14 protein-coding genes and 1 riboswitch are annotated in these 18,590 nt (G+C 66.4%); of the genes, 8 read left to right on the top strand and 6 right to left on the bottom strand.

Features of this window, described 5'->3' with window-relative positions; translation table 11 throughout:
• Nucleotides 1–55: 55 nt before the first annotated feature.
• Together FOS14_RS02815 and FOS14_RS02820 are read left to right on the top strand one after the other, a co-directional pair.
• A complete protein-coding gene (locus FOS14_RS02815; RefSeq protein WP_255450019.1) occupies nucleotides 56–532 on the top strand; it encodes a cupredoxin domain-containing protein in 477 nt (158 codons plus the stop codon).
• A complete protein-coding gene (locus FOS14_RS02820; protein ID WP_255450020.1) occupies nucleotides 529–1,464 on the top strand; it encodes a metallophosphoesterase in 936 nt (311 codons plus the stop codon). The genes FOS14_RS02815 and FOS14_RS02820 overlap by 4 nt, the downstream gene beginning before the upstream one ends.
• On the opposite strand, the gene FOS14_RS02825 is transcribed toward FOS14_RS02820, so the two are convergent.
• Nucleotides 1,461–1,814 carry a hypothetical protein gene (locus tag FOS14_RS02825; protein WP_143768749.1) on the bottom strand — a complete coding sequence of 118 codons (354 nt, stop codon included), beginning with the start codon at nucleotides 1,812–1,814 and terminating at the stop codon, nucleotides 1,461–1,463. The genes FOS14_RS02820 and FOS14_RS02825 overlap by 4 nt on opposite strands.
• 30 nt (nucleotides 1,815–1,844) lie before the next feature.
• Entirely contained in the window at nucleotides 1,845–6,629 is a 4,785-nt protein-coding gene (locus tag FOS14_RS02830) for a cation-translocating P-type ATPase (protein WP_143768750.1), read from the bottom strand.
• Nucleotides 6,630–6,775: 146 nt separating this feature from the next.
• On the opposite strand from FOS14_RS02830, the gene FOS14_RS02835 reads away from it, so the two are divergent.
• The 5 genes from FOS14_RS02835 to FOS14_RS02850 all read left to right on the top strand — a co-directional run bounded on the left by FOS14_RS02835 (nucleotide 6,776) and on the right by FOS14_RS02850 (nucleotide 14,523).
• Nucleotides 6,776–8,275, top strand: coding sequence for an FtsW/RodA/SpoVE family cell cycle protein (locus FOS14_RS02835; RefSeq protein ID WP_304944894.1), 1,500 nt, complete (start codon nucleotides 6,776–6,778; stop codon nucleotides 8,273–8,275).
• A 67-nt stretch (nucleotides 8,276–8,342) separates the two neighbouring features.
• Complete coding sequence (locus FOS14_RS02840) at nucleotides 8,343–10,673, top strand: APC family permease (protein ID WP_143768751.1); 2,331 nt, start codon at nucleotides 8,343–8,345, stop codon at nucleotides 10,671–10,673.
• 61 nt (nucleotides 10,674–10,734) lie between these two features.
• Nucleotides 10,735–10,905, top strand: a riboswitch (M-box (ykoK) riboswitch).
• A 255-nt stretch (nucleotides 10,906–11,160) separates the two neighbouring features.
• Nucleotides 11,161–11,310 carry a hypothetical protein gene (locus FOS14_RS24580; protein ID WP_185981582.1) on the top strand — a complete coding sequence of 50 codons (150 nt, stop codon included), beginning with the start codon at nucleotides 11,161–11,163 and terminating at the stop codon, nucleotides 11,308–11,310.
• 283 nt (nucleotides 11,311–11,593) lie between these two features.
• Nucleotides 11,594–12,898, top strand: coding sequence for a CBS domain-containing protein (locus FOS14_RS02845; protein WP_143768752.1), 1,305 nt, complete (start codon nucleotides 11,594–11,596; stop codon nucleotides 12,896–12,898).
• Nucleotides 12,895–14,523 carry an NRAMP family divalent metal transporter gene (locus FOS14_RS02850; RefSeq protein ID WP_143768753.1) on the top strand — a complete coding sequence of 543 codons (1,629 nt, stop codon included), beginning with the start codon at nucleotides 12,895–12,897 and terminating at the stop codon, nucleotides 14,521–14,523. Before FOS14_RS02845 ends, FOS14_RS02850 begins: the two co-directional genes overlap by 4 nt.
• Nucleotides 14,524–14,611: 88 nt before the next feature.
• On the opposite strand, the gene FOS14_RS02855 is transcribed toward FOS14_RS02850, so the two are convergent.
• The 4 genes from FOS14_RS02855 to FOS14_RS02870 form a co-directional block, all read right to left on the bottom strand.
• The gene (locus FOS14_RS02855; RefSeq protein WP_221936648.1) at nucleotides 14,612–14,875 is read right to left on the bottom strand and encodes a hypothetical protein; all 264 of its coding nucleotides are present in this window, start codon (nucleotides 14,873–14,875) and stop codon (nucleotides 14,612–14,614) included.
• Nucleotides 14,876–14,935: 60 nt separating this feature from the next.
• Nucleotides 14,936–15,718, bottom strand: coding sequence for a hypothetical protein (locus FOS14_RS02860; RefSeq protein WP_143768952.1), 783 nt, complete (start codon nucleotides 15,716–15,718; stop codon nucleotides 14,936–14,938).
• A 78-nt stretch (nucleotides 15,719–15,796) separates the two neighbouring features.
• Nucleotides 15,797–17,188, bottom strand: a complete 1,392-nt coding sequence (locus FOS14_RS02865; RefSeq protein WP_143768755.1) for a cell wall metabolism sensor histidine kinase WalK — start codon at nucleotides 17,186–17,188, stop codon at nucleotides 15,797–15,799.
• Nucleotides 17,189–17,238: 50 nt separating this feature from the next.
• Complete coding sequence (locus FOS14_RS02870) at nucleotides 17,239–17,538, bottom strand: hypothetical protein (protein ID WP_143768756.1); 300 nt, start codon at nucleotides 17,536–17,538, stop codon at nucleotides 17,239–17,241.
• Between the two features lie 367 nt (nucleotides 17,539–17,905).
• On the opposite strand from FOS14_RS02870, the gene FOS14_RS02875 reads away from it, so the two are divergent.
• Nucleotides 17,906–18,583, top strand: a complete 678-nt coding sequence (locus FOS14_RS02875; protein WP_143768953.1) for a response regulator transcription factor — start codon at nucleotides 17,906–17,908, stop codon at nucleotides 18,581–18,583.
• Nucleotides 18,584–18,590: the final 7 nt, after the last annotated feature.

Here is an 18,590-nt window from a genome sequence, read left to right on the forward strand (position 1 = left end):
GGTGAACACTCGCTCCGGTCCAGGAGCAGTGTCACGATCTTCGAAGGGCTCGCTCATGATCGCTGTCGCACAAGGCTATCCGCGTATTGTCGGCACCGCGGTGGCCGCCGTTGCTGTTGTCGCTCTGCTCGCCGGCTGCGACGACTCCGCGCCGCAATCGGTTTCGCCAACGGTGGACTTCGGGTCCCGCACCGGCCCGACGCCCGGTATGCCCGGACACGGAGCGGCCGCGCACAACACGCCCACGATGCCCGCGACGACCGCTTCGGCTGGGACTGCCGCGGGTATGAAGGTGCAGATCGACAACTTCATGTTTTCCCCTGCGACACTGACGGTTCCGGTCGGCACCACAGTCACGTGGACCAATCACGACGAGGAACCGCACACGGTGGTGGCCACCGACGGGTCATTCCGATCCACCGCCCTTGGGTCGGGGGCGACGTTTGCGTTCACCTTCACAACGACCGGCAACTTCGACTACGTCTGCTCGATCCACCCGTTCATGCACGGCACCGTGGTGGTTGTGAAATGAACGACCCACAGTCGATGACGCGGCGGCAGTTGCTACGCCACGGCGCCTGGTTCGGCGCAGCCGTCGGGCTCGCAGTGGTCGGCGGCGAAGTCATCTCGCACACAGCGGCATCCCCGACACCCGAGGCTGCGGCATCCGACCGCCCGACGTTGCGGTTCGCGCAAATCAGCGACAGCCACATCGGTTTCCACGGCGCAGCCAATACGAACGTGACCGACACCTTCACCGAAGCGATTCGACAGGTGAACAGCCTCGGCTACACGCCGGATTTCGTCATCCACAGCGGCGACCTGACGCACCTGTCCACCCCGGACCAGTTCGACCAAGTCAAACAGATGCTGAGCGACCTCGACACCCCACACGTCTTTGTCGTTCCGGGAGAACACGATTCCATCGACGACGCGGGCCAGAAGTACCGCGCCGCGTTCGGCGCGGGCACCCGCGGCGACGGCTGGTACAGCTTCGACATCGCGGGCGTACACGTTGTGGCGCTGGTCAACACGCTGAACCTGAACCGGCTAGGCCACCTCGGGCGGGACCAGCTCGACTTTTTGCGCACCGACGTCACCGGACTGTCCAACGACACGCCGATCATCGTGTTCAGCCACATTCCGTTGTTCGCGATGTATCCAACGTGGGGGTGGGGCACCGACGACGCGGCCGAGGCCCTCAGCTACCTGCGCCGATTCGCGTCGGTTACCTGCCTCAACGGCCATGTGCACCAGCTGTTCACCAAGACCGAGGGGAACATCACCTTTCACAGCGCCACCACTACCGCCTACCCACTGCCGCAGCCCGGCGTCGGTACCGGACCGGTGCCGGTAACCTTGCCCGCCGGAAAGTTGCATGCCGCGTTGGGCATTCGTGAGGTCAGCTACCTGCGCGGCCAGCAACCGCTCGCCGTCAAGGAGCAGATGCTGGCCGAGGCCTAATCGGCGTGCTTGCCGTCGTGACGGTCACCTCGATGGCGGAACCGATCAACGACGAACCCGCCGGCCGCCAACGTGGCCGCAACCGGCCATTCGATGGTGCCGGCGAGCGCCAGGGCGCCGAGGCCGCCGTAGTAGAGGTAACCGGTGGGCAGGGTCATCGCGACCGGGCCGACCTTGACCGCTGCACCCGGGCCCGGCACCGTGATCGAGGCGCTGACGAATGGGACTTGGATTGTGGCGCTTTGTTTCTCTTCCGACGGTGCGTCTGGCTTGGCGGCGGCTTTGGTGGCCTTGGCCGCCGCGCGTTTGCGGGGCGTCGAGGTACCGGCCGTCCGGTTGTTGGTTGCCATGTCGAGGTCCTTTCTCGAGGGTGGATTCGATCAGTGCGTCTGTGCCTCGTGGCGCTGCGTCGTCGCCCGCGCAGTGCCGGTATTCGCCATCTTCACCAACAGATCGGGCGCGAAAACCGACAGTGCGGTGGCCGTCCCCGTCGCGGCGACTACGCCGGTCCAGGCGACCGGTCCCAGTGGTGTGCATCCGAAAAAGTGACTGACGACCGGTGTTTGGACAATGGCCGCGAGGGCGAGCGCACTGCCGACGGCCGTGGCCATGACGAGCGGACTGTGCCGCCGGGTGAGCAACGTCTGCGCCAGCTGGGTGCTTACCAATGCCGTCAATCCCATTGTCTGGGTGCGTCGCTGGGAACCTGGAGTCCAGTTGCCGATGGCCCAGGCGGCGGTTGCGCCGGCAGCCGTCACCACGCCGCGATTGATGATCTGACGCGTCAATGGCGCGTCGAGCGATGGCGCTGGTTGGGCCAGCAGGGTGTTTCGATGCTCGCGGCGGGCGGCTTCGAGTTCGTCGCCGGACAATTCGGCCGACTCCTCCGGATCCGGATCGCGCGGAGTCAGCGCGACGGCGAGCGCAGGAAACATGTCGGTGAGCATGTTCACCAACAACACTTGACGGGTGCCTACCGGCGCCCGCCCTGAACCGAGCGCGGTGCCGATGAGGGTGAACAGAACTTCACCGGCGTTGCCGCCGACGAGGATCGCCAGGGCATCGCGGACGCTGCCCCACATGTTGCGACCCTCGACGAGTGCGTCGAGCAAAATGGTCAGATCGTCTCGGGTGAGAACGATGTCCGCGGCACCGCGGGCGGCCGACGAGCCGCGACCACTGACTCCGATGCCGACATCGGCAAGGCGGATCGCCGCGGCGTCGTTGGCGCCGTCGCCGACCATCGCGGTCACCCGATGGCAGTGCTGCAGTGCGGCCACGACCTGAACCTTTTGCTCGGGGCTCACCCGGGCGAAAACATTCACGTCGACGGCGAGTTTGGCGCGCGCGTCCTCGTCGAGCGCACCGAACTCGGCGCCGGTGACCACCCGGACATCCTCGGGCATACCGAGCTGGTGCGCGATCGCGCGCGCGGTGACCGGATGATCGCCGGTGATCAGCACGACCTGACGGCCCGCCTGTTCCAGCGCCTCCACCAGCGGTCGCGCCGAGGCTCGGGCCACGTCCGCCAGCCCGACAAAGCCAACCAATTCCAACTCGGTTGCGTTCGAGTCGATCACATCGGCATCCGAATCTGCTAATTCGCCCTTCCATTTGCGTTGCGCCACAGCGAGAACCCGCAAACCCCGCGCGGCCAGAGTTTCGCTCAGTTCGTCGGCGCGGTGGCGGTCGGTGTCCGGGTCGGCGAATCGGCAACGCGGCAGAATCTCCTCGGGCGCACCCTTCAGCACTAGCATCGGTTCGCGGCTGGAAGGTTCGGAACCGACCGCCGCCGCGTATCCGCGGCTCGACTCGAAGGGAACTTCGGCGCTGGCAGTCCACTGCGCCACCTGCTCACCGCACAGCTCCTCGGCCGCGTTCACGACCGCCTCGTCGGTGGCGTGGGCATGGCCGTGGCCGTTCTGCGGTTGCGGGCAGGCGTGGGCCGCCACGCGCAGTACCTTGACGGCGCGCTTGTCTTTGAGGCCGGGGAGCCGGCGGTGCGGATTCGTCCCGCCGGGGACCGCGGCGACGACGTGCAGACGGTTTTCGGTCAACGTGCCGGTCTTGTCGAAACACACTGTGTGCACCCGGCCGAGCGCCTCGATCGCCCGTGGGGTGCGCACCAGCACGCCGTGCCGGGACAGTCGCCGGGCGGCGGCGAGTTGGGAAATCGTGGCCACCAGGGGCAGACCTTCCGGAACTGCCGCCACGGCGATGGCCACGCCGTCGGCGACGGCTTGGCGCAGCGAAGCGCGATGCAGCAGCGCCAACCCCGTGACCGTCGCGCCGCCGGCGAACGTCAGCGGCAGCACCTTGCTCGTCAACTCACGCAGTCGCGCCTGAATCCCCGGTGCGGGTCCCACGTCGGCCACCGCCGATATCGCGCGACTGGCGGCAGTGGCGCTGCCGGTCGCCACGACGATTGCGCGCGCCTGCCCGGCTACGACGGTGCTGCCCTCGAAAAGCATGCTGGCGCGGTCGGATTCGTCGGCGGAGACGGATTCGACTTGCTTGGCCACGGGCACCGACTCGCCGGTGAGGAACGACTCGTCAACCTCGAGATCGTCCGCGGTGAGTATCCGCGCGTCGGCGGGTACGACGTCGGGGGCAGCAAGATCGATGACGTCACCGGGTCGCAGTGAGTGCGCCGCGACCTTCACTGTCCGCTGGCCGTGCCGCGCCGTCTCGAGACGGCGCCGGGTCGTGGCAACGACGGGTACGACCACGCGCCGGGCGAGCAGTTCCTGTTCCGCGAACAGAGCGGCGGCAGCACGTTCGGCCCGAAGCCGTTGAATACCACCGACAATCGCATTGACCGTCATGACGCCGGCCACCAGGACAGCGTCGACGTTACTGCCGAGAATCGCCGACGCCGCCGCGCCGACAGCCAACACCGGGGTCAACGGGTCGCTCAGTTCGGTCCTCGTTGCGGCCCCCAATCGTGCCGCCGCCTTTGCCGTTCCGCGCAGCGGCGCCAGCACGGGCGTGTCGGTGATCTCGGCGATTCGGCGCCGCCACGGCGACAGGCTCGGCGCAGTGACGAGCGCGGCCCCGTTACCGGCGAGTCGTGAATACACGATCTCGGGATCCAGCGCATGCCATGCGGTCAGCGGTTGTGGCGTCGGTTCGGGCATCCGCAGCACTCCGCGGGCGGCGAGGGTGCCCGCCACGAGCGCTGTGCCGGCGGCCGCGTGCACCGGACTCACCCAGCGCCGCAAACTGATTCGGCTGGCGGTGCCGGACTCCCCGGTCACCAGCAGCAGGCCGGCCAGCGTGCTGCCCGCCTTTGCGAACCGCACTGCGGATTCGGTGGCTCGGCGGGCGGCCGGTAACGCTGCAAGCAGCCGTACCGCCGCGGCCAGATCGGGCCCGGTGATGATGTCGGCGGTCCAGGGCGTCGCCGCCTTCGGATCATCCAGTGCCACAGCGACATCGGCGATGGCTAGCGCCGCCAGCGTGTCGGTCGACGCGAAGTCGGGATGCAGACCGGTTATGAGCATGACCGGCCCGCGGTCGGCCCGAAGCTCGCGCACCAGTTCCAGCAGTGGCGTTCCCGCCGGGCGTACTTCGGCGACGCTGCCAGCCAAATCGTCGGTGCCGGCGACATGGCGCAGCACCACCCGGACGTCCGCGTGGTGTGCCGTCTGGAGCAGGGGAGCGGCGAATGGATCTACCTCCCACCCGACCTCGACACTGCCGACGCGCTCGCCGTCGACCATCAGATCGGCGTGCTCACGGCCTTCTGCGGGCGTCGCCGACGCATGCTGGCGAATCCAGCGCAGTCGGGCCCGTGCCGCGGGCGGCTCATCGGGATCCGGCTCGGGCGCCCGCTCGCCGTGGAGCAGAGCGTCGGCCACCTCGTAGACCCGGTCGTCATCCCAACCCGGAGCCAGGGGGTGTGCCCGCAGCACGGCACGCGCGTCACCGCGTAGCGCCGCGCCGTCGACCACCACAACCCGCACCCGATCCAATCTGCGTAGCGCGCCGGGATCGAGAACGAGTTGTCCGGCGTCGGCCAATCCCCGTCCGAGCACCGCGGCGAACGCCTCCCGGCCCAGATGCGCGGCTTTCGGAACGCCCGCCAAAACGGCGTCGGCAACCTGTTCCGATCCGCCACCGGCGAGCAGTGCGCCCGCGGCTGCGAGCAACGACCCATTGGCGGCCTGGTCCGCGTAGTCCTCGATGGCGCCACCTGCCGCGCCCTTGGCGGAATCGACGGCGACGTCGATGGCGCCATCCACCACCACATGCGAGACCTCGCCGGCCGCGGTGACCGCCCAGCCGTGGCGCGGTTGCTCAGCGCCGGCCGACGAGATCACCGGAACCACGGCCGCTTGCGGGCGATCGGAGGACGCGAGGTCTGGTTCTCGCTGTCGCCAGGTGCGCCGCTGGGCAGCCGCCTCGGCGATCTGCAACCCACGCTGGGCCAGATCGAGGGCGGGACCGCCCACGGACTGGCTCAACCCGTGCGTCACCGCCATCGATGCGCTCAGCAGGATGTCCGTGCCCACCCGTCCCAGGTGTGATTCGAGCAATGACACCACCCGCGGTTGGTGGTTGAGCACCGCTGCAGCCGCTCGTGCGGTGCGCGGCACGGCCGGCAGTCGGCCCACCCAGCCGGTAACTGCCGCACCGATGGCCACCACGTCCATTGCGGCAGCAGTGACCGGCAGTAGCAGGGCTAGTGGGTCGCCAGGGTCGGCGAAAGGTGCTGTTCGAGAAGGTGGTTCGCCGCCAGGCTCCGACTTCAGCGGCTCGAGCACCGCACAGACCGCCCCCCAGATCCGCTCGGCGTCGGCCTGCTCCCGGTGCTCGACCACCAACCGTCCGAGCGCACGTTCGACGTGCGCGGACGTGACTCCGGGCAGCTTGCGCACCGCCTCTTCGACCGCTTCCGCGTATTCGGACCAATGCGCGAACGGCAGCAACGGTTCCAGATCCAGGTGCACACGCCGACCGGTGTGCCACGCGACCGACGGCGGAACCCGCGGCGGCTCATGGTCATTGCCGACGACCGCGAGCAGTCGGCCGGTGGTTCGCTCGACCGAGGTCACCATCGGATTGGTCAAGGCCTGTACCGCGCTCGCCGTGCCGATCGCGCCGACCGCCCCCGCGCGCAGCACGCGGAGCCCCGCGCCGCCCACACTGCCAACAACCGTCATGGGTGCCACCTCTATCCCAGTTGAACCGAAGCAACGGGTACCCGTTTCGCCGCGGATCGCACCACCGCGGCCCAGGACATGGCCGTATTGTCCGATGTCGGGCGAAACGTCGTTATTTTCCTGTCCCGACACGAGATTGACGTTTCGTGCGCAACGCCGTTGCTGGTCGTAAGCCAGTACGCTTTGGCCGTGAGGAAGGCTTCACGTTGACGGTTGCCGTGTCGGTCAACCCACGCCGCGCCGCGGCACTGATGGGCCTGGCGGCGCTGCCGGTTATCGCTTCGGGTCTGTTGGTCCAACAAACCCTTGCCCAGCGCGTCACGGTCGCGGAGGCCGCATGGTGGATCGGGGGAGTGGCGGCCTTCATGCTGACGCTCTTCGGGGTCGGGCGTTGGCTGGTGCCGCACGCCGATCCGGTGCTGCTGCCGTGTGTGGCCATGCTCAACGGTGTCGGGTTGGTGCTGATCTACCGCCTCGATCTGGCCGGCCTGCCGATCGGGCACCGCTCGGTAGGACCGAGTCTGGAGTCGGATTCCGCGCACCAAGTGCTGTGGACGCTGATCGGTCTCTGCGTGTTCGTCGCGGTGCTGTGGTTCGTGGACGATCATCGAGTCCTGGGCCGCTACGGCTATACCTGCGGGCTGGCCGGGCTCGTGTTGCTTGTCGTTCCGGCGGTGCTGCCGGGCAGCATCAGCGAGGTCAACGGCGGCAAGAACTGGATCCGGGTGCACGGCTTCTCGATTCAGCCGGCCGAGTTCTCCAAGATTCTGCTGGTCGTCTTCGTCGCCGCATTCCTGGTCCATAACCGAGACCTGTTCAGCCAGGCGGGCCGTCGGGTCGCCGGAATGACCCTGCCGCGCGCCCGCGACCTCGGTCCGTTGATCGTGGTGTGGGCCATCTCGACGCTGGTGCTCATGTTCGAGAAGGGCCTCGGCGTTTCGCTGCTGATTTTCGGCACGCTGCTGGTCATGCTCTATGTGGGCACCGGCCGGGCCAGTTGGTTGTTGATCGGGTTGGTGTTGTTCGCCGTCGGCGCCACCGCCTCGTACTACCTTTTCGCGCACGTACGGGTTCGGGTGGAGATCTGGAACGATCCCTTCGCGACCTACGCGACCACTGGCTACCAGATATCCCAAGCACTGTTCGGAATGGCCACCGGCGGAATACTGGGCGCCGGCCTGGGCCAGGGCAGTCCAGACGATGTGCCGTTCGCGAAAACCGACTTCATCGCGTCCACCATCGGTGAAGAACTTGGGTTGGTGGGCCTGACCGCGGTGTTGCTGATCTACCTGGTAATCGTGATCCGGGGAATGCGTGCCGCACTCGCGGTCCGCGACGGATTCGGCAAGCTGCTGGCCGGAGGCCTCGCCTTCTCGATTGGTTGGCAGGTGTTCGTCGTGGTCGGGGGAGTCACCGGTCTCATCCCGCTGACCGGGTTGACGGCGCCGTTTCTGTCCTATGGCGGGTCCTCGGTGGTGGCCAACTACGCGCTCATCGCGTTGCTGCTGCGGGTCTCCGATGCGGCGGCGGAACCTGCTGTACCGGCCCGACCGGCCGCAGCGACGCCGCTCGATGCTGCGCAGACCCAGCAGATCTCACGACGCTCGACCCCGCGAATCGCGTTCCGGCGGCCCGCCCGGCCATAGGATTCCGGAGGTTGTTGATGGGATGCGCGACAACGGTGTTCGGCGCTGATGGGCCAGGAGGTCATCGATGACTTTGCAGAGCGAGAGTTCGCGGTTGCCGGCTTTTGCCCCGGAGTCATTGGGCTACGCGGTCAAACGACTGGTCCTGGGCAAGCCGTTGATCACCGAGCAACTGCGATCCGAGCGGTTGTCGAATCCGGTTGCGCTGGGCGTGTTGTCACCGGACGCTATCTCCTCCTCGGCGTACGGCACCGAGGAGATATTGCTGGAGCTGCTGCCGTATGCGGGGTTGGCGGCGTTCACGCTGCTCTTGCCGATCACCGGAGTGATCCTGGTGATCCTGGTGCTGGTAGCGGCGTCGTATCGACAGGTCGTCATGGCCTACACGCGTGCCGGTGGCTCGTACGTGGTGGCCCGGGAGAACTTCGGGCCGCGGGTGGCGCAAATAGCCGCCGCGGCACTGCTGATCGATTACGTGGTGACGGTGGCGGTGCAGTCGGCGGCGGGCACGGTGGCGGTGGTCTCGGCCGTTCCGGTGCTCGGCCCGTACAGCCTCGAGATCACCGTCGCGGTAGTGCTGCTCATGTGCTACGCGAACCTGCGCGGGCTGCGGGAAGCGGGGCGCCCGTTCGCGATTCCGACCTATTTCTTTTCGATCATGGTCATTTTGATGATCGTCGTCGGCGTGGTGCGCGAGATGTGGGGCGGGTTGCCCGTCTACGATTCGGCGCATCTGTCCGGTGCGGTGGCTGTGCATCAGGGCAGCGGGTTGGTGATGGGCGCGACCATCTTGGTGTTGTTGCGTGCCTTCGCCAATGGTGGTTCGTCGCTGACCGGGGTGGAGGCGATTTCCAACACCGTCAGCACATTTCGGAAGCCGGAGGGCCCCAACGCGCGCAAGGTGCTGACGGTGATGGCCACCACCCTCGGTTTCTTGGTAGGCGGGGTGTCCTATCTGGCCTACGTCACTCACGCGACGCCGTACACGGCGGGCTACCCGTCGGTGCTGTCCCAGATCGCGCGCGCTGTTTTCGGCACCGGCATCATCGGTCACGTCCTTTATGCCTTGGTGCAGATCGCCTCGGCCGCAATCTTGTTCACCGGAGCCAACACCAGCTTCAACGGGTTTCCGGCCCTGGCCAATTTCGTTGCCGAGGACCGGTTTCTGCCGCGGCAGTTGACCAAGCGCGGGCATCGCCTGGTGTTTTCCAACGGCATTCTGGTGCTGACCGTGTTGTCGGTGGCCCTGCTCATCGCCACCGGCGGCACCGTCAACGCGCTGGTGCCCTTCTATGCGATCGGCGTGTTCACCGGTTTCTCGATGGCCGGGTACGGAATGACCAAACACCATCTGTCCCACCGCGAAACGGGGTGGCGGTACAAGCTGGCGATCAACCTGTCGGCGGCGGTTCTGTCGACCGTCGTGGTGGCGATTTTCGCGGTCGCGAAGTTCACCGAGGGCGCATGGCTGGTCGTGGTGGTGTTTCCGCTGCTGGTGTGGATCCTAATGAGACTCAACCGCGAATATCGCGCTGAGGCGGCGATTTTGGAGGAGTTCCGGACCAACCGTCCAGACATCGTCAACTACGCGCGCCATTACGTGGTCGTCCTGGTCAACACGGTCGACCTCGCCGTCCTCGAGGCCCTGCGCTACGGCCGCGGTCTGGGCGCGGACAAGGTCACTGCGGTGCATTTGATGATCGACGCCGCCCATGCCGAGCGGTTGCGAAATCGATGGGACCACTTCGACATGGTGACGCCGTTGCGGGTAGTGGACTGCCCGGATCGACGGATCACGCGCGCGACACAGGAACTCGTAATGCAGGCGCTGTCGCAATATCCCAACACCCACGTCACGGTGTTGCTGCCGCGCCGCAGCTACGCCCCGCTGCTGGGCCGGCTGTTGCATGACCGCACCGCCGACCGGGTGGCGCGGGCGGTCAGTCGCATCCCGCACGCAGCGGCCACCATCGTGCCCTACGACGTGCAGTCGCGGATTCGGCAAGCCTTCCCCGACCTCGCCGAGGAACGCATCACCCGCCGGGTCGAGCGCCTGCAGGCGCGGATCACCAGCGCGGACGAGCGCCAAGTGGAGACTTACGAGCACCCACATCAGGCATCGGCCACGATCGGAATCGGCGGTTTGATCAGCGGCCACCGGGGCACGGTCGAAGGCCGGATCAGTGAGCTCGACACAGACGCAAACGGTCGATGCGTCGCTCAGATCGGCGACGACACCGGCAGTCTCACCGTGGTCTTTCGGCATGGTCACGGCAAGGACCTTGTGCCTGGGCAACTGATCCGGGTAAGCGGCAAGGCACGCCAGAACGGCCACAATCCGGTGCACATGGTCGACCCGAGCTACAAGATGCTCGATGAACCGGACAGTTCGCCCTAGTTGGCGTGTGGCCGACATTCGAGTTGACCGCGAGCCGTTTTGGGTTCATCATTGACGGCGGTCAGCACCTCGGTAGGTGAGGTTCCTGCGCGAACACAGGCCACTGATCTGACGACGTCGAGAGACGCCCAAGGTCAGGACAGGTCTTCCCGGATTAAGGGATGACCCAAAGTGGCTACCCGGACAACGGGTTACGTCGCGCAGTGCCAAAGCTCTGACGAGAGGGTGCGCTGCTGCGAGGATTCGTAGCAGGATTCCCTCTCGCCCGTGCTGATATGCAGACGGCGCCCGCGTGCGCCCCGGCGGCGAGGAGGTGAGAAGTGTGAAACCCGGTGATAGTCCGTATCCGAGTTGCAACACTTGTCCTTTCGGCCGCGACAAACGCGTCTGTGCCTGAGATCATTCGCCCCGTCGATCGGTGTGCGTCTTAGATCGCACTGCGGCGCAAGCGTTCACGCGCGGTCGGTGACCTCGTCGGGAGCCGATCATGACAACTTTCGAATCGTTCGTTCGCCGTGTCTGGGCGCGGCGCCGGTTGTCCGCTCAGGAGCGGGCCAATCTGTATGCCTCGTGGACGCCGCCGGCGGTAGTGACCGCCTCGCTTGGCGGGCATCCGCGGCGCGGAATGTGGGGGTGAAGGTATGTCCGCGAACGATATTCGCTTCCTGGATGAGTCCGACCGGTCAGCGCCAAGTCTGCGGGTACGTACCGCATACGCAATGTTGCGCAAGGGAAAGGCGCCCGCGGTGGTCGCGAGGGTCACCGGTGTCCCGCTCGAGCTGATCGAAAAGCTATGCGCTAAGCGCGATTTCACGTAACCGGTGCGCCACAGCACCGGCTAGCCACCGAGCATCAACTGCCTGTTTCGGCCCGCCCCGTTCCGGGGAAGGGCCATCGAGGCATGAGCCAAGGAGACCGAAATGACCGCGTCAGTACCAGACAACGCCGCGACGCGGCGGCCTGTACTGCACCTTTCCGAGCTGACCAAAGCGGCAGTGGTGGCTCGCTCCGGCGAGACCATCGGGCGCGTCGGCGATGTGATCGTTCGACTGCGCGGCGCAGGCACCTATCCGCTCGTAACGGGACTCGTCGTGGTAGTCGGCGGCCGACGGGTGTTCGTGCCGGCGACCGACGTCCGCATGCTCTCCGCCGAGCGGGTCGAGCTCACCAGGAACAAGGTCGACCTTCGGCGGTTCGAACGCCGCGACGGCGAGTACCTGCTCGAGGCCGACGTGCTCGGGCACCGATTCATCGACGTCCCCAATGCCGAACTCGTACACGCCTACGACCTGGAGTTGGAAGACACCGGTTCCGGCTGGGTGCTGGCGCGGTTGGACACCCGCCGGCCCGCGCGACTGTTCGGTCTCATCAAATCCAGCGGCGGCCATCCGAGCCGGGACTGGAGCGCGTTCGAGCCGATGATCGGGCACAACCGCTCGATCCTGGTGCGTCGCGTGGGCGGCCGGGTGCACACCCTCAAGCCGGCGCAGATCGCCGACCTACTCGAGGAAGCCACCAAGGCCGAGGGTGGGGAGATCCTCGACCGGGTGCACGGCGATCCCGAGTTGGAGGCCGACGTCTTCGAAGAACTCGACCCGGACAAGGCGAGCCAGCTGTTCGCCGACATGGCCGATGCCGATGTCGCCGCCGTGCTGGCGCGGATGCGCGCGGACGATGCCGCCGATGCGGTGTTCGACCTGCGCCAGTCACGCCGCCGCGCCATGCTCGAGCTCATGCCCGCCGGACAACGAACCAAGGTGATCACCCTGATGGGCTTCAACCCTGGTTCGGCAGGCGGCTTGATGAACACCGACATCGTCACCTGCAAACCAGACGATACTGCTACCCAAGCTCTTTCGGTTATCGCCGCAGCGCGTTCGATGCAGCCCGAAGCATTGCTCAAGATGCACGTGGTTTCCGACCGTGGTGACCTGCTGGGCGTGGTCTCGGTGATCCGGCTCTTGCAGGCCGCAGACGATGCGCCGGTCCGCGAACTCATGGACACCCATCCGGTGCGCGTGTCGCCCGACGCGGATCTGACCGACATCGCGCTGCTGATGGCCGACTACAACCTGGCCACGATCCCGGTCGTCGACGAGTCCGACCACGTACTCGGCGTGGTCACCTACGACGACATTCTCGAGGCCCTCATTCCCGACGATTGGCGTCGCCGCGAGCCCGGCGCACGGCCCACCGGGAGCGGACCGGACGGAGGTCAGCGATGACGGACTTCGACCAGCACGCACGCGCCACCGCCGTACTCGATTCCGCACATCTGGGTGACATCGAGGGGGCGTTCGGGCGGATCAGTGTGTCCGGGAGCGAGAGCGCTGTCACGCTGAAAACGAAGTTGGCGACGTTGGCCGCGATCGTCGGTCCCGGCATCATCGTCATGGTCGGCGACAACGACGCAGGTGGGGTGTCTACGTACGCGCAGGCGGGCCAAAACTACGGCTATAGCTTGTTGTGGACGCTGCTGCTGTTGATTCCGGTGCTGATCGTGAACCAGGAGATGGTGGTGCGCCTCGGTGCGGTCACGGGTGTGGGGCACGCGCGATTGATCAATGAACGCTTCGGACGCGGCTGGGGCTGGTTCTCGGTGGGTGATCTGTTCCTGCTGAACTTCCTGACCATCGTCACCGAGTTCATCGGTATTGCGTTGGCCGCCAACTACATCGGGATCTCGAAGTACATCGTGGTGCCGACCGCCGCGGTGGCGCTGGTGGCGATCATGGCCACCGGTAGCTTCCGCCGCTGGGAGCGCGCCATGTTCGTGTTCATTGCAATCAGCGCGCTGCAGCTGCCCATGCTATTGCTGGCACATCCGCAATGGGATAGTGCAGCAAGGCATTTCGTCGTGCCCTCGATCAGCGGCGGAGTGTCCTCGGATGCGGTGTTGCTGATTATCGCGATCGTCGGCACCACGGTGGCGCCGTGGCAGTTGTTCTTTCAGCAGTCCAACATCGTCGACAAGCGGATCACTCCGCGGTTCATCGGTTACGAGCGGGCGGATACGGTCATCGGCGCGTTCGTGGTGGTGATCGGTGCGGCCGCGATCGTGATGACCGGCGACTGGGCCGCTCGCTCGACCGGTCAACGCGGAAACTTCATCGACGCCGGCGATATCGCCATGCTGTTGGGTGCGCACAGTCACCTGCTCGGGTCGATCTTCGCGATCGTGTTGCTGGACGCGTCGATCGTCGGCGCGGCGGCGGTGACGCTGTCGACCAGTTACGCCTTCGGTGATGTGTTCGGGCTCAAGCATTCGCTGCACCGCGGCTTCAGCGACGCCAAGCAGTTCTACCTGTCCTATTGCGCCATGGTGGCCCTCGCCGCGGCGATCGTGCTCATCCCCGGTGCCCCCTTGGGGTTGATCACCACCGCGGTGCAGGCGTTGGCCGGGCTGTTGCTGCCGAGTGCGAGTGTGTTCCTGTTGTTGCTGTGCAATGACCGTGAAGTGTTGGGCCCGTGGGTGAACCGGCCCTGGCTGAACGTCGTCGCCGGGAGCATCGTCGCAGTGCTGTTGCTGTTGTCGGGGATTCTGATGGCGACGACGCTGTTTCCCGACATCGACGTGGTCGCGCTGAGCGGGTATCTGGCTGTTGCGCTGGCCGTTGTTGCCGGTGGGGCGTGGGGTGCGCTGCGCTGGCGTGGTCGCTCTCGCCCGACCGCGCCGGTCGCAGGTTTTACCCACGGCGAGCGCAGCACCTGGCGCATGCCGCCGCTGACGCTGCTGGCGCCGGTCACCTGGAATCCCGCCACCCGCCTCGGCATGATCGCGTTGCGCAGCTACCTCGTCCTCGGGGCGGTACTGCTGATCGTGAAGGCGGTCCAACTCAGTCACGGATAGTCGCGCCGGTGATCGATTGGCACTGTTGCCTACCGCGGTGTCGGGCCGCCGTGCGCGGACGCTGACCCGCGGCGACGACCCGGTGGCCTCAGCTGTGCTCGGCCGTCGGCAGGGGCGGTGCGTCCTCTGGTGCGCTTCGTTGCACGTCCTTCTTGGTGATCGCGAGGTAGGCGACCATTACGACGATCAGCACGCCGAGGACGACGACGACCGTGCTATCGCCGACGCCCAAGCCGCTCACCGATCTCGGTTTGCCCAACCAGTCGGCGATCGACGCCCCGAGCGGTCGGGTAATGACGTAGGCGAGCCAGAAGCACGCCACCGGGTTCCAGCCGAGCCACCGGTAACCCACGGCGGGAATCGCAATGAGAACGGCGAAAAGCAATGCGGAGGAGGCGTATCCGAGGCCGGGTCACTCTGCGCGCGCCAGCAGCGCGTGCGCGTCGGTGCCCTCGGGCGCGCCGATGACATCGCGCCGGGAAACGGTCAAGTAGGCGACGAGTGCGACGATCGCGGTCAGAAACACCGCGGTGGTCCAAGTGGTGCCGAAGCCGAGTCCCCCGCTGTCGCTGGGTTGGGCGAGCAGATCGCCGAGCGACGCGCCGAGCGGCCGGGTGAGGATGTAGGCCAGCCAAAACGCAAGGACCGCATTGAGACCCAGGACTTTGTGGGCGGTGAAGATCGCGGCGATGACGGTACCGACGATCAGCGCGGACGTTCCGTAGCCGAGGTGGAGTTGTTCGCCCATGAGGTCGCCCGCGGCGGTGCCGAGCGCGAAGGTGACCAGAATCGCGAGCCAGTAGAACGCTTCGCGGCGGGTGGTGACGATGGAGTGAATCGACAGCGTGCGTTCGCTGGCATACCACGCGGCGAACACGATGACGAGCGCGACAGTGAATGCCGCAGTGGAGGTTTGCAGCGGCACTCCGAGGTTGTCGGTGAGATTGTCGGTGATGAGGGTGCCGACAACGCTGATCAAAGTGACGGTCAGCCAGTACACCCACGGTACGTAGCCGCGGCGACAGAATTGCCAGGCCAGCACCGCGGTGAACAACCCAGCCATGATCAACGTGGTGTCGGCGAGCCCGAGACCCAGATGCATGTTCAGGTAGTCCGCAGCCGTTTCTCCGACGGTGGTGGCAAGGATCTTGATGATCCAGAAGTAGACCGTGACCTCGGGAACCTTGTTGAGCATCTGCCGGGCGGTAGGTGTCTGTATCGTCACAACCGCAGTGTGGCGGTTGGTTGCTGTGATATCGCTGAGTCCGAATTGTCAGATCTCGGCGTCGGCGGGCAGGTCGACGACGAACCTTGCGCCGCTCAGTTCCGGTGCCGAAGTCACGGTGATTTCGCCGTGATGAGCGGTGACGATCTCTGCCACGATGGCCAGGCCGAGGCCGGAACCGCCGGCGCTGCGGGCTCGATCCGGATCGAGGCGGACGAACCGGTCGAAGACGCGGCCGCGGTCGACCTCGGCGATGCCGGTACCGTCGTCGTCGACCGTGATGCGGGCTCCGGATATGGTCCGCTCGGTGGTCACCGCGACCGTGGTGGCGGCATGCGCTTCCGCATTGTCGGTGAGATTAGTGATCGCCCGCGCGAGCTTCTCCGCGTCGCCGCGCACCCGCACCGGCTGGAGATTGGTCCGCACTGCAACGTTGTTGCGCAGTCGCAGTCCGCTGGTTACGCCGGCGGCGAGGTCATCGATGTCGACATCGGTGATGTGCAGGGCGAGACGGTGTTCGTCGGCTGCGGCGAGGGTCAGCAGGTCGGTGACGAGCCGCCGCATCCTGTCGGTTTCCGGAATCATGGTCTCGTTGATCAGCTGCAGGTCGATCAGCTCGGGATGGTCGCGGGCCAACTCCACGGCGGCGGTGATCGTGGCCAGCGGGCTGCGCAGTTCATGCGAGGCGTCGGAGATGAACCGTCGCTGCGCGGTGTGGCCGGCCTCGATGCGGGCCAGCATCGCGTTCATGGTTTCGGCCAACCGGCCGATCTCGTCGCGCGCGGCGGGCACCGGAACGCGCGCGGACAGATTGGTGGTTTCGATGTGTTCGACTCGTGCGCGGATGGCGTCCACCGACGCCAAGGACCGGCGCACCAACCAGTAGTTGGCCGCGGCGCCGACGATGACAAGCAACGGTATGCCGATCGCGAGCAGAGTTGCGACATCTGCGACGGTCGATTCCACCGATTCGGTACTCGCGGCAACGAGCACCGTCTCCGGTCCCGCAGCATCGGTGGCGCGACGCGCCACCACGCGCAGGTCCGAATCCGCGCCGAGCGGTTGCTGCGCGCTGTGGGCAGCGGCGGAGGTGCCGGCCGGATCGAGCAGTGGGTCCGGCCACTCCGGACTGGAGGTGCGCTGCACGCGTCCGTTGTGGTCGAGGATCTGCACCGCGGAAATCCGGCTGTCCGTGGCGAACAGGGCGGGGTCGAGTTCGCTGGGGCCGTCGTGGGCCAGTTGCAAGACGATGTCGTGGGCGCGTGCGGCCGCGGCCGCGTCTGCGGCGCCTATCAGTGACCGATGGAGCAAGAACAGCAGCACAATGGCCCCGACGATCCCGGCCGCGGCGATTACCAATCCCGCCGCCGCGGCCGAGCGCGTCCGGACACCCCATTGCGCGGGCCGTGCGACCCCCGTCGGCGACCAGCGCCTCGCCATGGTGTGTGCTCCTCTACGGTTCAGCCGCCGACGCGGCTGACTCCATTGTGTTATCCACCGGCGCCGTCGGGGGTGTCGCCCGGTTCGGGAGTGTCGGGCTTACCGGGCTGATCGGCGTGATTGCCGGGGCCTGTCTGCATACCTGGGCCGTCGTAATCGGCGGTGCCCGGCGTGTCGGGGGTGTCGCCGGGCTCGGCTCGGTCGGGGACGCCTGGTTGATCCGGCGCGTTGCTTGGCTGCGCCGGCGCCGAGACAGCCGGCGAATCGTGCGCTCCGGAAAGCGTGGCAGCGGTGGCGATTCCGGCGCTTACCCCGCCGAGCGCGATGACGGCGGCGGCGGCACCTAGCATCCGTCGTGTCGTAGACAGTCGAGACTTCATAATTGCTTCCCTTCGTGATAGCCGTCCGGCGCGGACGTGCCCCGGACGCGTCGTCCACAGTTGCGACCCGCAGCTGAAAAACCGCTGTGACTCCTACGCGCTTCAGCGTTTTCACAGCGGAACCGAGTCAGGGTGGCGCTGTTGGTCTTGACGATGAGTAGGGGAATGCAATGAAGCTAGGAGTGGTCGGTTCGGGTTCGGTCGGCTCGGCGTGTGGATTGGCGCGCTCGCATCCATGCCGCCGTCGCCGCCGCCAACCGTCATCGTCGGCTCGCAGCATCGAGTACGTGACGGACATTCGCATCCCGGCACGTCGACGGTGGAGGAGAGTGAAGCGGTGCGCGTGTTGATCGTCGACGACGAGGTGCGCCTGGCAGAAACAGTGCGCCGGGGGCTGGTCGCGGAGGGCTTTGTCGTCGACGTCGTCAACGATGGGGTCAACGGACTCGACGCGGCGCTGGCGGGGGAATTCGACGCGATAGTGCTCGACATCATGTTGCCGGGCATGCACGGCTACGAGATTGTTCGGCGGCTGCGCGCTGCACGCGTGTGGACGCCTGTTCTGATGCTCTCGGCCAAGGACGGTGAATACGACCAGGTGGATGCGTTCGACCTGGGCGCCGACGACTATCTGACAAAGCCCTTTTCGATGATGGTGCTGATCGCGCACCTGCGGGCGTTGCTGCGACGCGGCGCCCCGGAACGACCGACGGTACTGTCGGCCGGCTCGCTTCAATTGGATCCAGCGCGACGTCGGGTGGCTCGCGACGGCAACGAAATCGCCTTGACGCCAAGGGAATTCGCATTACTGGAATTTCTGCTGCGGCACAAAGGGCGGGTCGTCAGCAAAACCGACATCCTGCGCGGTGTCTGGGACAGCCATTACGAGGGCGATGACAACGTCGTCGAGGTGTACATCGGCTATTTGCGGCGCAAGATCGACGCACCGTTCGGCGAAGACAGCATCGAGACCGTTCGGGGGGTGGGCTACCGCTACCGCGACGAAAGCGGGTGACCGCTTA

Source organism: Skermania sp. ID1734, from assembly GCF_007489285.1.
Taxonomy (GTDB): domain Bacteria; phylum Actinomycetota; class Actinomycetes; order Mycobacteriales; family Mycobacteriaceae; genus ID1734.